At 75.9% G+C, this 12931-nt stretch carries 11 protein-coding genes; 8 read left to right on the top strand and 3 right to left on the bottom strand.

Features of this window, described 5'->3' with window-relative positions; translation table 11 throughout:
* Together ACWDRR_RS42995 and ACWDRR_RS42990 are read right to left on the bottom strand one after the other, a co-directional pair.
* Positions 1-1585, bottom strand: a 1585-nt coding sequence (locus ACWDRR_RS42995) for a serine/threonine-protein kinase (protein ID WP_449777786.1), incomplete at its 3' end; no start/stop codon positions are given.
* Positions 1586-1769: 184 nt separating this feature from the next.
* Positions 1770-2702, bottom strand: a complete 933-nt coding sequence (locus ACWDRR_RS42990; RefSeq protein WP_449777785.1) for a LysR family transcriptional regulator — start codon at positions 2700-2702, stop codon at positions 1770-1772.
* A 108-nt stretch (positions 2703-2810) separates the two neighbouring features.
* On the opposite strand from ACWDRR_RS42990, the gene ACWDRR_RS42985 reads away from it, so the two are divergent.
* The 4 genes from ACWDRR_RS42985 to ACWDRR_RS42970 all read left to right on the top strand — a co-directional run bounded on the left by ACWDRR_RS42985 (position 2811) and on the right by ACWDRR_RS42970 (position 6906).
* On the top strand, positions 2811-3515 hold the full coding sequence (locus tag ACWDRR_RS42985; protein ID WP_387893956.1) for a succinate dehydrogenase cytochrome b subunit: 705 nt from the start codon (positions 2811-2813) through the stop codon (positions 3513-3515).
* Positions 3512-5458, top strand: coding sequence for a fumarate reductase/succinate dehydrogenase flavoprotein subunit (locus tag ACWDRR_RS42980; RefSeq protein ID WP_449777784.1), 1947 nt, complete (start codon positions 3512-3514; stop codon positions 5456-5458). The genes ACWDRR_RS42985 and ACWDRR_RS42980 overlap by 4 nt, the downstream gene beginning before the upstream one ends.
* Positions 5455-6192, top strand: coding sequence for a succinate dehydrogenase/fumarate reductase iron-sulfur subunit (locus tag ACWDRR_RS42975; RefSeq protein ID WP_449777783.1), 738 nt, complete (start codon positions 5455-5457; stop codon positions 6190-6192). The genes ACWDRR_RS42980 and ACWDRR_RS42975 overlap by 4 nt, the downstream gene beginning before the upstream one ends.
* Positions 6193-6603: 411 nt before the next feature.
* Positions 6604-6906, top strand: a complete 303-nt coding sequence (locus ACWDRR_RS42970) for a hypothetical protein (RefSeq protein WP_449777782.1) — start codon at positions 6604-6606, stop codon at positions 6904-6906.
* A 60-nt stretch (positions 6907-6966) separates the two neighbouring features.
* Here the strand turns inward: ACWDRR_RS42970 and ACWDRR_RS42965 are convergent, their stop codons facing one another.
* Positions 6967-7893, bottom strand: a complete 927-nt coding sequence (locus ACWDRR_RS42965; protein WP_449777781.1) for a DUF2797 domain-containing protein — start codon at positions 7891-7893, stop codon at positions 6967-6969.
* 265 nt (positions 7894-8158) lie between these two features.
* Here ACWDRR_RS42965 and ACWDRR_RS42960 point away from each other — a divergent pair, with 265 nt between their 5' ends.
* The 4 genes from ACWDRR_RS42960 (at position 8159) to ACWDRR_RS42945 (ending at position 12638) form a co-directional block, all read left to right on the top strand.
* The gene (locus tag ACWDRR_RS42960) at positions 8159-8377 is read left to right on the top strand and encodes a hypothetical protein (RefSeq protein ID WP_360640443.1); all 219 of its coding nucleotides are present in this window, start codon (positions 8159-8161) and stop codon (positions 8375-8377) included.
* A gap of 68 nt (positions 8378-8445) precedes the next feature.
* Complete coding sequence (locus ACWDRR_RS42955; RefSeq protein ID WP_449777780.1) at positions 8446-9132, top strand: maleylpyruvate isomerase N-terminal domain-containing protein; 687 nt, start codon at positions 8446-8448, stop codon at positions 9130-9132.
* A 142-nt stretch (positions 9133-9274) separates the two neighbouring features.
* The gene (locus ACWDRR_RS42950) at positions 9275-10294 is read left to right on the top strand and encodes a zinc-dependent alcohol dehydrogenase family protein (protein WP_449777779.1); all 1020 of its coding nucleotides are present in this window, start codon (positions 9275-9277) and stop codon (positions 10292-10294) included.
* 142 nt (positions 10295-10436) lie between these two features.
* Positions 10437-12638, top strand: coding sequence for a restriction endonuclease (locus ACWDRR_RS42945; RefSeq protein ID WP_449777778.1), 2202 nt, complete (start codon positions 10437-10439; stop codon positions 12636-12638).
* Positions 12639-12931: the final 293 nt, after the last annotated feature.

Genomic DNA, 12931 nt, shown 5'->3' with positions numbered 1-12931 from the left:
CGGTGGAGGCGGGCGGGGCCGACGGGGGCGCGGCCGTGGGGGCCGCGCCCCCGGGCGGTGCCGACGGCGCGCCGGAGCCGGGGGCGCCCGTCGCGGGCGGTGCCCCCTTGGTGGTGGGCGTCTTGCCGGTCGGCGTGGCCGAGGGTGCCGCGCTCGGGCTGCCGGAGGTCGCCGAGGGCGAGGCCGAGGGGGCGGACGGCTCGGCGCTCGGGAGGTCGGTGGCGCTGCTCGCGGCGGGTGAGGGACCGCCCGTCGGGTCGGCTGCGCCGAGCGTGGTGGTGGCCTCCGGGGAGGCGCCACCGACCACCGTGCGGGCACCGCCGTCGGCGGCCCCCGCCATCGCCATGCCGGCCAGTGTGGCCAGCGTCAGGGTGCCGGCCACGACCCCGGCGAGCGCCTTGCCGCGGCTGCCGAGGCGCGCCCCGCGGCGGGCCGCGGTCGCCGGGACGGCCGGCGCCCGGACCAGCGTCTCGCGGACGGCGGCGGCCGGAGCGGTACCGCCGGCCAGCGCGGTGTGGGCCAGCGAGGTGCCGCCGGCCGCACCGCCCGCGCCGGGCAGCAGCAGCGCGAGCAGCGCCACCAGCGCGGTCAGGTCGAGGCGGCCCCGTTCCTCCCACTGCGGCCCGTACGCGGCCGAGGCGACGGCCTCCAGCTCCTCGACCAGATCGGCCGCGCTCCCGGGCCGGGCGTGCGGGTCCTTGGCCAGGCCCGCGAGGATCAACGGCCGGACCGGGTCGGGCGCAAGTTCGGCCGGGATCGGGGCCTCGGTGTGCTGGACGGCGAGTTCGGCGACCGTGGCGCCGTCGTACGGGCGGGTGCCGGTGAGGCACTCGAAGAAGGTGACGGTGGCGGCGTAGACGTCCCCGGCCGGGGAGGCCGGCCGGCCCGCCCACTGCTCGGGCGGCATGTAGGCGGGGGTGCCGGACACGTCGCGGTCGTCACCGCTCGGCACGGCGATGCCGAAGTCGACGAGCTTGGAGGTGCCGGCGACGTCGACCAGCACGTTCGCGGGCTTGTAGTCGCGGTGCACCACTCCGGCCCGGTGGGCGGCCGCCAGGCCCAGCAGCGAGCCCTTCAGGACGACCAGTGCGGCCTCCGGGGTGGTGGCGCCCTCCGCGCGGAGCAGGTCGCGCAGCGCGATCCCGTCCACCAGTTCCATCACGATGGCCGCGCCCCGCTCGCCCTCCACGTACTCGTAGAGCCGGGTGACGTGCGGGGAGTCGACGGCCGCGAGGACCTCGGCCTCCTCCCGCAGGGCGGGGGTGCCGGCGGCGCTGTGCAGGTACTTGATCGCGACGGGGTGACCGGTCGCGCGGTGGTGGGCGAGGACGACCCGGCCGCTCGCGCCGGCGCCGAGCTCCCGCTCGTGGAGGTAGTCGGGGATCTCCCAGGGGCGCTCGTCCTCGATCTCCGGGGCCCGGTCCTGCGGAGCGTCGGCCGGGGAGGCGACGACCGAGGCGCCGTCGGCCGGGGAGGCGACGACCGAAGCGCCGTCGGCCGAGGCGCCCTCCACCGAGGGAGCGCCGCCTGCGGGAGCGGCGCCGCTCCCGGTCCGTCTGCCGTCCTGCTGCTTCCCGTTGTCCATCGCGTCGCACTCTCCCCGTGACTGCCTTCTCGGCCCTGCGGCGTCGCACCCTACGACACCGTGGCTACCGCCTGGGACGCGGCCCGGGAACAGCGGGTTCCGGCGCCCCGGAGCCGCCAGGTCACGATTCGGGTGCTTCGCACACCGTGCCAACCGTTCACCCCGCGGCCGGCCTCCGGCCCGGCTACGGCTCCAGCAGCAGCCGGGTGCCCGGCGGCAGCTCGCCCGCCCGGGCCGCGTCGCGCAGGTGGCGCAGCAGGGTCTCGCGCAGCGCGGCCGCCGCCCGGGTGAGCGGCACCTCGTGCCCGTGCGCGACGGCGATCGTCCGCCCCAGCCCGGGCCCGGCGAACGGGGTGACGGCCAGCCCCGAGCGGGCGGCCACCATGCCGGGCACCACGGCCGGCCCGAGTCCGGCCCGGACGAAGCCCAGGACCGCGTCCATCTCGCCGCCCTCCACCGCGAACTCCGGCTCGAAGCCGGCCTCCCGGCAGGCCGCCAGGGTCGCCTCCCGCACGTCGTAGCCCTCCCGGAACATCACCAGCGGCCGGCCGCGCAGCTCCGCCACCCGTACCCGGCGGCGCCGTCCGGCGGTGTCGGCCCGGGCGACCAGCACCAGCTCCTCGTGCAGCAGCTCGGTGACGGCCAGGGCCGGCGGCGCCTCGCCGCTCGGCGGAGTGATGATCAGCGCGACGTCCAGCTCCCCCGCCGCCAGCGTCCGGACCAGGTCGCGCGAGCCGCCCTCGCGGACGACCAGCGCCACTCCCGGGTAGCGGTCCCGGAAGACCCGCAGGACGTCCGGCACCAGGCTGGTGCACAGGCTCGGCGGTGCTCCCAGCCGGACCCGGCCGCGGCGCAGCTGCACCGTCTCCTGGACGGCCAGCCGGGCGCTCTCGGTGTCCGCGAGGATGCGCCGGGCGAGCGGCAGCAGGGCGTCCCCGGCGTCGGTGAGGGCGATGTTGCCCCGGGTGCGGTGGAACAGCTCCGCGCCCAACTCCCTTTCCAGGGAACGGATCTGCTGGGAGAGCGAGGGCTGCGCCACGTGCGCCGCCTCGGCCGCGCGGGTGAAGTGGCGGGTTTCGGCGACGGCGAGGAAGTAGCGGAGTTGCTGCAGCTGCACCCGGCCAGGATAGGCGCGCGCCCCAGCGCACACCATAGGCTCCGGCTATCGCGGCGAGCCGCAGCATGTCTTGGACGTACCGTCGGGCCCGTCCCTACCGTTGTCGCCATGACAACCGCGACTCGGACGGCCCGGCATCCGTCCACCCTGGCGACCCTGTGGCGGTCGACCGTCGGCAAGAAGGCGGTCATGGCCGTCAGCGGACTGGTCATGCTGCTGTACCTGGTCGCGCACATGCTGGGCAACCTCAAGGTCTTCTTCGGCCCGGACGACCTCAACGGCTACGCGCACTGGCTGCGCACCCTCGGCCAACCGGTGCTGCACTACGAGTGGTTCCTGTGGATCGCCCGGGTCGGCCTGCTGGCGGCCGTCGGGCTGCACGGCGTGGCCGCGTACCAGCTCAGCCGGCGCGACCTCGCGGCCCGGCCCAGCAAGTACGTGCACCAGCGGCGGCGGAGCAGCTACGCGACCCGGACGATGCGGTGGGGCGGGGTGATCCTGGCCCTGTTCATCGTCTGGCACATCCTGGACCTCACCACGCTCACCGTGAACCCGGCCGCCGAGCACGGCCACCCGTACCAGAACATCGTGGCCTCCTTCTCGAACTGGTACAGCTGCGTGATCTACATCGTCGCGATGCTGGCCGTCGGCCTGCACATCCGGCACGGCTTCTGGAGCGCCGCACAGACCCTCGGTGCCAACAACGCCCGCCGGGACCGCGCGTTGAAGCTGACCGCCAACGGCCTGGCCCTGGTGCTGACCGTCGGCTTCCTGTCCGTCCCCGTGGCCGTGATGACCGGAGTGGTGAGTTGACCCCCTACAGCGAGTACACGGTCGGCGCGCCGGTCGCCGACAGCAAGGCTCCCAGCGGGCCGATCGAACAGCGCTGGGACCAGCGGCGGTTCGACGCCAAGCTGGTCAACCCGGCCAACCGGCGCAAGCACACGGTGATCGTGGTCGGCACCGGCCTGGCCGGCGGTGCGGCCGGCGCGACCCTGGCCGAACAGGGCTACCACGTCGTCCAGTTCTGCTTCCAGGACTCCCCCCGGCGGGCCCACTCGATCGCCGCCCAGGGCGGCATCAACGCCGCCAAGAACTACCGCAACGACGGCGACTCCGTCCGCCGGCTCTTCTACGACACCGTCAAGGGCGGCGACTTCCGCGCCCGCGAGTCCAACGTCCACCGGCTGGCCCAGGTGTCGGTGGAGATCATCGACCAGTGCGTGGCCCAGGGCGTCCCGTTCGCCCGCGAGTACGGCGGCCTGCTGGACACCCGCTCCTTCGGCGGCGTCCAGGTCTCCCGCACCTTCTACGCCCGCGGCCAGACCGGCCAGCAGCTGCTGCTCGGCGCGTACCAGGCGCTGTCGCGCCAGATCGCCGCCGGCAACGTGGAGATGCACGCGCGCACCGAGATGCTCGACCTGCTGGTGATCGACGGGCGGGCCCGCGGCATCGTCGCGCGCGACCTGGTGACCGGCGCGATCACCACCCACACCGCCGACGCGGTGGTGCTCGCCAGCGGCGGCTACGGCAACGTCTTCTACCTCTCCACCAACGCCAAGAACTCCAACGCGACGGCGGTCTGGCGCGCCCACCGGCGCGGCGCCTTCTTCGCCAACCCGTGCTTCACCCAGATCCACCCGACGTGCATCCCGCGCTCCGGCGAGCACCAGTCCAAGCTGACGCTGATGAGCGAGTCGCTGCGCAACGACGGCCGGATCTGGGTGCCGAAGGCCGAGGGCGACACCCGGCCGCCGGCCGAGATCCCGGAGGCCGAGCGGGACTACTACCTGGAGCGGATCTACCCCGCCTTCGGCAACCTGGTGCCGCGCGACATCGCCTCCCGGGCCGCCAAGAACGTCTGCGACGAGGGCCGCGGCATCGGCCCCGGCGGCCAGGGCGTCTACCTGGACTTCGCCGACGCCATCCAGCGGCTGGGCCGCGACGCGGTGGCCGCCAAGTACGGCAACCTGTTCGAGATGTACGAGCGGATCACCGCCGAGGACCCGTACCGGGTGCCGATGCGGATCTACCCGGCGATCCACTACACGATGGGCGGGCTCTGGGTCGACTACGACCTGCAGACCACCGTCCCGGGCCTGTTCGCGATCGGCGAGGCCAACTTCTCCGACCACGGCGCCAACCGGCTCGGCGCCAGCGCCCTGATGCAGGGTCTGGCCGACGGCTACTTCGTCCTCCCGCCGACCCTCAACGACTACCTCGCCCGCAATCCCCTGCCCGCCGTGCCGGCCGACCACGCCGAGATCGCCTCGGTGGAGGCCGAGGTGACGGACCGGCTGAACCTGATCCTGGCGGTCGGCGGCGACCGGACGCCGGACTCCTTCCACCGCGAGCTCGGCGAACTCCTGTGGGACGAGTGCGGGATGGCCCGCGACGAGGCCGGCCTGCGCCGCGCCCTCGCCCGGATCCCGCAGCTGCGCGAGGAGTTCTGGCGCCGGATCCGGGTGCCCGGCACCGGCGAGGAGCTCAACCAGTCGCTGGAGAAGGCCAACCGGCTGGTCGACTACTTCGAGCTGGCCGAGCTGATGTGCCTGGACGCGCTGCACCGCGCCGAGTCCTGCGGCGGCCACTTCCGGACCGAGAGCCAGACCGAGGACGGCGAGGCGGCCCGGCGCGACGACACCTTCTCCTACGCCGCCGCCTGGGAGTTCACCGACACCGGCAGCGCCCCCGTCCTCCACCGCGAGCACCTCGACTTCGAGCACGTCCACCCCACCCAGCGGAGCTACGCGTGAACCTCACCCTTCGGATCTGGCGCCAGGCGGGCCCGGACACCCCCGGCTCGATGACCACCTACCAGGTCGGCGGGATCAGCCCGGACATGTCCTTCCTGGAGATGCTCGACACCCTCAACGAGGAGCTGATCACCCGCGGCGACACGCCGGTGGCCTTCGACCACGACTGCCGCGAGGGCATCTGCGGCGCCTGCGGCATGGTCATCAACGGCCAGGCCCACGGCCCCGAGCGGACCACCACCTGCCAGCTGCACATGCGGCACTTCGCCGACGGCGACACCATCGACATCGAGCCCTGGCGGGCCGCCGCCTTCCCCGTGGTCAAGGACCTGGTGGTGGACCGCTCCGCGTTCGACCGCATCATCGGCTCCGGCGGCTACATCACCGCCCCCACCGGCAGTGCCCCCGACGCGCACGCCACCCCGGTGCCCAAGGAGGTCGCCGACACCGCCTTCGAACACGCCGAGTGCATCGGCTGCGGCGCCTGCGTCGCCGCCTGCCCGAACGGCTCGGCGATGCTCTTCACCTCCGCCAAGGTCGTCCACCTCAACGTGCTCCCCCAGGGCGGGCCCGAGCGCCGGTCCCGGGTGCGCGACATGGTCGCCACGATGGACGCCGAGGGCTTCGGCGGCTGCACCAACACCGGCGAGTGCGCCACGGCCTGCCCCAAGGGCATCCCGCTGCCCAGCATCGCCGCGATGAACCGGGAGTTCCTCCGCAGCGCGGCGGGCTGAGCGCCCCCGGCCTCCGGTCCGCGCGGCCGGCGGACCGCACGGCCTCCGGGCAGCCGCGGCGGGCCCCTTCGGACCGGAGGGGCCCGCCGCGGCTGTCCGGAGCAGCCGTCCGAACACCCGTCGGGGCACCGCCGGGACGGACCGGGCGCACGGACCGGCGCACGCGCCCCGCTCGGGTGGTGGTTCCTCAGGACCAGTGCTGTACCCGGAGAATTCGCGCTACGGTGGTCCCCGCGCCAAGGAGGGTCATATGCCCGAGGTTCAGTCCTGCGCCGGGTGTGGCGGGTCCGGGGGGACCGAGAAGACCGAGGCCACGGTCGAACTGGACGAGGAAGGGAGCATGGTGGGGAAGCTCAACACCTTCTGGTCGCCGTGCGGTCGGTGTCACGGATCCGGGACGGTGATCGTCGGATGAGGCTGGTCTTCGAGTGCGTCGAGTGCGGCGGTCACTACCTGCCGCCGGAGAGCCTGGTGTACCCGGACGGGCCCGCCTCGGCGATCTGGTGCACGGGCTGCCAGGCCGCCAAGCGGGCGGCGGGCGTCCGTGAGGACCCGCTGCTGGCGCGGGTCGCGCTGGCCGCGGCCCGGGCCGCACTGGCCCGTCGGACCGCCGAGGACGCCGGGCCCGCGCGGGCCGACGTCCGGCCGTCGCGCCCGCCGCTGTCGCGCCGGGCGCGGTCCGGGCCGGGCGGGGTGCGCAGCAAGCTGGGCTGAGCCCGGTCGCGGGCCTCCCCTTCGCCGCCGCAGCCGCCGCAGCCCCGCAGCGTCCGGGGATCAGAACAGCGCCTCCTGGGTGTCCGGCTCCTCCGGACGCACCCGGGGGCTCACGGTCAGACCCGACGCCGGGCGGCCGACCGCCGGGCCGAGCGTCCAGCCGGTGAGCCGGCGGGTGTCGAGCAGCAGCGGTTCGGCGCCGTCGGGCTGGTCGAGCAGCAGGTACCGCCCGATCGGCGGGCGCAGCCGCCCGGCGACCACCGCACCGGGGGCGAGGGCGTCGATCTGCCCGTAGGCCGCGGGCGCGCCGTCGGCCAGCCCGTAGATCCCGACGTGGTCGACGACCGGGTGGTCGGGGAGCAGCTCCACCGCGTGCCCGTCCAGCAGCCGGTGGGCCCGGGCGCGGGCCTCGGTGAGGAGCGCGCGGCGCTGCCCGGCGTCGCCGTGCCGCCACCAGTGCGCCGTCTTCGCCCGGCCGGTGAACCGCTCGCGGGCCATCCCCGAGGCGGCGACGGTGAGCTCGGCCCGGCGGACGGCGGGCAGCGCCCCGCGGGCGGCGAACGTCCAGGCGAGCGCGCCCTGTTCGAGCAGCCGGGCGGTGCCGCGCTGCTCGGAGGTCAGGCCCACCTTCAGCAGCCCGTCGCCGAACCAGGCGAGGTAGAGGCGGTAGGTGCGCCCGTCGTCGAGGATCTGGTCCCGGGCGAGCGCCAGACCTCGGTCGACGCTCTGGCAGGCGGCGCACTGGACCGCTCCGCCGTCCGGCTCGATGACGGCGTGGTGCGGGCAGGGCGTGCGCTCGCTCGCGCCCACGAGCCAGGCGCCGGTGCAGCGGCGCGGACCGCCGAGCAGCCAGCCGATCCGCGCCCCCGGCTCCACCACCCGCTCGTGCACCCGGCGCCCCTGGACGGCGGCGAGCACCGGCTGCCCGTCGCGCCAGTGCAGCCCGGTGGAGATCCACCCGCCGCCCGCCTGCTGCGGTACCCGCACGCCCACCCTCCCGTCACCCGTCCGTCCGAACCATCGAGGCTACCCGGTCCCTCCGACAGGGGGCCGGTGAGCTGCGCCGACGGGCCCGGGCCGGCGGGGCCGCGGCCGGCCCCCGGCGGACTCGCCGGCGGCACCCGAAGCGGTGATCACCCGTACGCGTGGCATCCGGCCGGGCCCCGCCGTCGTTGCTCCGGGCATGAGCCATACGAACCCGCCCCGTGTCCTGCACATCGTGTCCGCTCCCCCCGAAGGAACCCCCCGGGCCGTGGAACTGACGCAGTCGTGGGACAGCAGCGCCGCCGAGCGGGCCGCCGACGCCCTGGACGCGCTGCGCACCGTCGAGGTCCCCGTGGGCGCCGTGCGGGCCGCTCTGCTGATCCTGGCCGACCTCGTCCGCCGGCCCGGCGAGAGCGAGGAGATGCGGGCCGCCGCACGCGATGTGTGCGCCGTCCTGGCCGGGCTCACCGACGCCCTGACGGCCTGAGGGAGCACGCCCGCGCCCGGTCCGCGGGGGCATCGAGGAGCGGCCGTGCGACGGGGTACGGTCACGCCATGATCGACAACGCCCACGGGCCCGACCCCGCTGCCGACCCCGCCCCCGGCCCGGTCACCCCCGACGACCTCGCGCTCACCCTGCGGCTCGCCGCCGCCACCCTGCGCGGTGCGCCCGCCGACGCCGACTGGTCCCGGCCCGCCGGGACGCTCGCCTGGGACTGCTGGGCCACCGTCGAGCACCTGGCCGACGACCTGCTCGCCTACGCCGCCCAGCTCGGCCCGCAGAACCCGCCGCGGGACCGCTACGTGCCGTTCCGGTCGGTCCGGCTGTCCCCGGGCGCGCCGAACAGCTTCGTCTACGCCCAGCGCGAGAGCGGCCCGGACGGGCTGGTCGAGGTCCTGGAGGCGAGCGGCGCGCTGATGGTCGCGATCGCGCGGACCGCCTCGCCGGACACCCGCGCCTACCACCCGTGGGGCCTCGCCGACCCGGCCGGGTTCACCGCGATGAGCCTGGTCGAGACGCTGGTCCACCTGCACGACGTCGCCCAGGGGCTCGGTCTGCCCTGGGAGCCCCCGGCGGAGGTCTGTCACCGCACGCTCGGCCGGCTCTTCCCCGACGTCCGGCCCGACCCGGCCGCCGGCCCGTGGCCGACCCTGCTCTGGGCCACCGGCCGCGGTGAGCTCCCCGGCCGCCCCCGGCGCACCGACTGGCGCTGGTACGCGGAGGCCCCCACCGCCGGGTAGGGCCCCGGTCCGGCCGATCCCGGCGGACCGGCGCGAGGGTCCATCTCCTCATTCCCCGGCGGGAATTGGCGGGGCGCACGGGTGCGGCCAGGATCGGGCGGAGCCGGGGAGCCCCGGCGGAGCCCGAGGGAAGAGGACCACCATGCGCGCGTACCGTCTCGACCAGCCCGGCCGGCCCGACGGCCTGGTCCTGCACCACGGCGGGGCGGCCGACCCGGGCCCCACCCAGGTGCTGGTGAAGGTGCACGCCGCCGCGGTCAACCGCCGCGACGCGCTCATCCTCTCCGGCCGCTACCCGCTGCCCGCCCGGCCCGGGGTGATCGCCCTCAGCGACGGCGCGGGCGAGGTGGTCGCCGCCGGCGCGGAGGTGACCAGGTTCCGGGTGGGCGACCGGGTCACCGGCAGCTACTTCCCGCACTGGACGGACGGCCGGCTCCGGCCCGACCTCGCCGACCAGCTCGGCTGCACCGTCGACGGCCTGCTCACCGAGTACGCCGTGCTGGACGAGCAGGCGCTGGCCGCCGTCCCCCCGCACCTCGACTGGACCGAGGCCGCCGCGCTGAGCTGCGCCGGGGTGGCCGCCTGGCGCGCCCTGACCGGCGGCGGCCCGCTGCCGCCCGGCTCGACGGTGCTCACCCTGGGCAGCGGGGACGTCTCGCTGTGCGCCGTGCAGTTCGCCAAGGCGCACGGCTGCCGGGTGCTCGCGGTCAGCGGGAGCACGGCCGGCGCCGAGCGGCTCGCCGCCCTCGGCGCGGACCACGTCCTGGACCGCCGCCGCACCCCGCAGTGGTCCGCCGAGGTCCGGCGGCTGACCGACGGCGCCGGCGCCGACCTGGTGGTCGAGACCCACGGCCCGGCCACCATCGACCAGTCGGTGCGCGCCGCCGCGCTGTACGGGCAGATCGTGCTGCTCTGGGTCGTCTCCGACGAGCCGGCCGCGCTGCGGATCACCGACGAGGCCTACGCCGGGTCGCTGGCGACGATCCGCCGGGAGTTCGTCGGCAGTCGCACCGACCTGGAGGCGATGCTCCGCGCGGTCGGCCACCACGGGCTGCGTCCGGCGATCGGCCAGGAGTTCGGCTTCGACGAGGTGCCGGACGCCTACCGGCACTTCCTCGCCCGGGACACCGTCGGGAAGGTCGTGATCCGGGTGGCCGGGTGACGCCCGGTCGCCCCGGACGCCTCCGCAGGTCATGGGCGCTTGGCCGGTTCACCCGTCCACGTTCTATTGTGGCGGGCGCGGCGGCGGCGCGGCCGGGAGGCGGCGCGCGGGCGCGGCCGGGCGCGAAGCGAAGGGGTGGACGGTGGCGGGGCGGCGGAACGACGGTGTGCTGGCGGTCTGGGCGGAGACGCAGCGACAGGAACAGCGCCGGGAGGAAGCCCGGTGGCGCGCCCAGGCGGCCGAGCAGCGCCGGCGCGAGCGCGAGGAGCGCGAGGCCCAGCGGGCGGCCGCCCGGGGCGAGCGCGAGGCGCTGCGCGCCTACCAGCAGTCGCGGGAGGCGGAGGCGGCCCGGCAGACGGCCGAACTGGACGGCCGGGTCGAGGAGTTGAGGGGCCTGCTGGCCGCCGGGCTGGGCCGGGCGGCGTTCAGTCCGCAGGCCCTGCTGGCGCCCCGGGCGCTGCCGCCGTTCGAGCCGGGCCGGCTCGGCGAAGCGGTGCCGATGCCCGATCAGGCGCGCTACCAGGTGCCGCCGCCGGACCCCGCCCAGGCCCGCAACCCGGCGGTCTGGCGGCAGTACGAGCAGTACGTGGCGCAGGCCCGGGCCCGCTTCGAGCAGGACTGGTACGCCGCGCAGGCGGCCGAGGCGGACCGGCAGCGCCGGCTGGCCGAGTACCACCGGCAGTACCTGGACTGGGTGGCCCAGCACCGCCGCCAGGACGAGGAACGGGCCTACCGTACGCAGGAGTTGCTGCGCCGGCTGCGCTCCGGCGAGCCGGAGGCGGTGCAGGAGTACTTCACCGCCGTGCTGTACGCCTCGGCGGGCTGGCCGGAGGGGTTCCCGCACCGGCTGGTCGCGGCCTGGGAGGCCTCGACCCGGCAACTGGTCGTCAACTGGGAGCTGCCCGGCGCGGACGTCGTCCCGGCCGCCGCCCGGGTGCGGTACGTGAAGACGGACGACCGGGAGGCCGAGGTGGCCCGGCCGGCCACCGAGCGCAAGGCGCTCTACCGCGAGGTCCTGGCGCAGAGCGCGCTGCGGGTGGTCACCGAGCTGTTCCGCGCGGACGCGGACGGCCAGCTGGCCTCGGTGGTGCTGAACGGCTTCGTGCGCGGCATCGACCCGGCGACCGGCCGGGAGGCCGAGCGCTTCCTGTCGACGGTCACGGTGGACCGGCCCGAGTTCGCGGGTCTGGCGCTCGACCGGGTGGCGGCCGTGGAGTGCTTCCAGGGGCTCGGCGGGGTCCTGTCGGCCCGGCCGGAACGACTGGACGAGGTACGGCCGGACCGCCTGCCGGAGACGGTCGGCGGCAGCGTCGCCGGGCAGGGCGGCGAGGACGAGCCGGACCTCTTCGAGATGGACCCGATCGAGTTCGAGGAGCTGATCGCCGAGCTGTTCCGGCTGCGCGGCTTCCGGGTGATGACCACGGCGCGCAGCGGGGACGCCGGGGTGGACGTGGTGGCCGAGGACCTCGACCCGGTGACCGGCGGACGGATCGTCATCCAGGCGAAGCGCTACCGCTCGACGGTCTCCCCCACCGCCGTCCGGGACCTCGACTCGACGGTGCGCCACCACGGCGCGATCAAGGGCATCCTGGTGACCACGGCCGGCTTCGGGCCCGGCTCCTACGACTACATCCGCAACAAGCCGCTGACGCTGGTGAGCGGGCCGGAGCTGGTCGAGCTGCTGGCCGAGCAGGGCCTGCGCGGCCGGCTCGGCGGTGGCGGCGCCGGTGCGGCGGCCCGCGCGAACGGCGGCGCCGCGAGCGACAGCAGCCCGGACGGCGCCGGTGACAGGCCCGCCGCCCGCACCGGCGACGCGGAGGCCGACGACCGCCCGACCACCCTGCGGCTCTCCTGGCAGAGCCGCACGGCCGGCGGGGACGCGGTGGAGCTCGACGTCTCCGCCTTCCTCTGCGCCGCCGGACGGGTGGTCAGCGACGAGCACTTCGTCTTCTTCAACAACCCGCAGGACCCGGACGGCGCGATCCGCCTGCACCCCACCCGCTCGAAGCCGGGCGAGCCCGTCCGGGAGGCCGAACTCAGCCTGCACCTCGGCCGGGTGGCGGCGCACGTGGACGAGGTGGCGGTCGCCGTCTCCACCGAGGAGGAGGAGCCGCCCGCGCTGCCGCTCGGCTACGTGCACGGGCTGGCCCTGGCCGCCGAGTTCGGCCCGGGCGCCGCCGGGCCGGAGCGCTGGGCGGCCGCCACCGCCGGGGTGCCGGACACCGCGCTGGTGGTCGGCTCGTTCCACCGCACCGGCGGGGGCTGGCAGTTCACCCCGGCCGGGGCGGCGGTGGCGGGCGGACTGGCCGGGCTGGCCCAGCGCTGGGGCGTCGCGGTCGAGTAGCCCGCCGCGGGCCCGGCCCGGGAGCGGGTTCTCAGGGCCGACGTCATACCTGAGGAGGACGGAGCCCCCCGCCGGACCGCCGGGACGGCGGGGGGCCGCCGTACCCGCGGGCGACAAATCGGACCGGAACGGATTGGGAGGATGGGACGGAGCCCGATCATCCGTTCCGTCCCCGCAGGAGTTCCCCCGTGACGATGTCCGCAACCGCCGTCCGTACCGGCCGGGCGGCCGCCCGCGCCACCGGCCTCAACAAGGTCTACGGGGACGGGGAGACCCGCGTCGTCGCCCTCGAC

The organism is Kitasatospora sp. NPDC003701 (assembly GCF_053587085.1).
The sequence above is the reverse complement of the archived record's forward strand: the minus strand, read 5'-3'. Positions and strand labels throughout refer to the sequence as shown.

Excerpts from the sequence above, each read along its gene's own strand:
- ACWDRR_RS42985 (WP_387893956.1), top strand. The coding sequence starts at position 2,811 with ATGACAACCGCGACTCGGACGGCCCGGCATCCGTCCACCCTGGCGACC.
- ACWDRR_RS42970 (WP_449777782.1), top strand. The coding sequence starts at position 6,604 with ATGAGGCTGGTCTTCGAGTGCGTCGAGTGCGGCGGTCACTACCTGCCG.
- ACWDRR_RS42955 (WP_449777780.1), top strand. The coding sequence starts at position 8,446 with ATGATCGACAACGCCCACGGGCCCGACCCCGCTGCCGACCCCGCCCCC.
- ACWDRR_RS42950 (WP_449777779.1), top strand. The coding sequence starts at position 9,275 with ATGCGCGCGTACCGTCTCGACCAGCCCGGCCGGCCCGACGGCCTGGTC.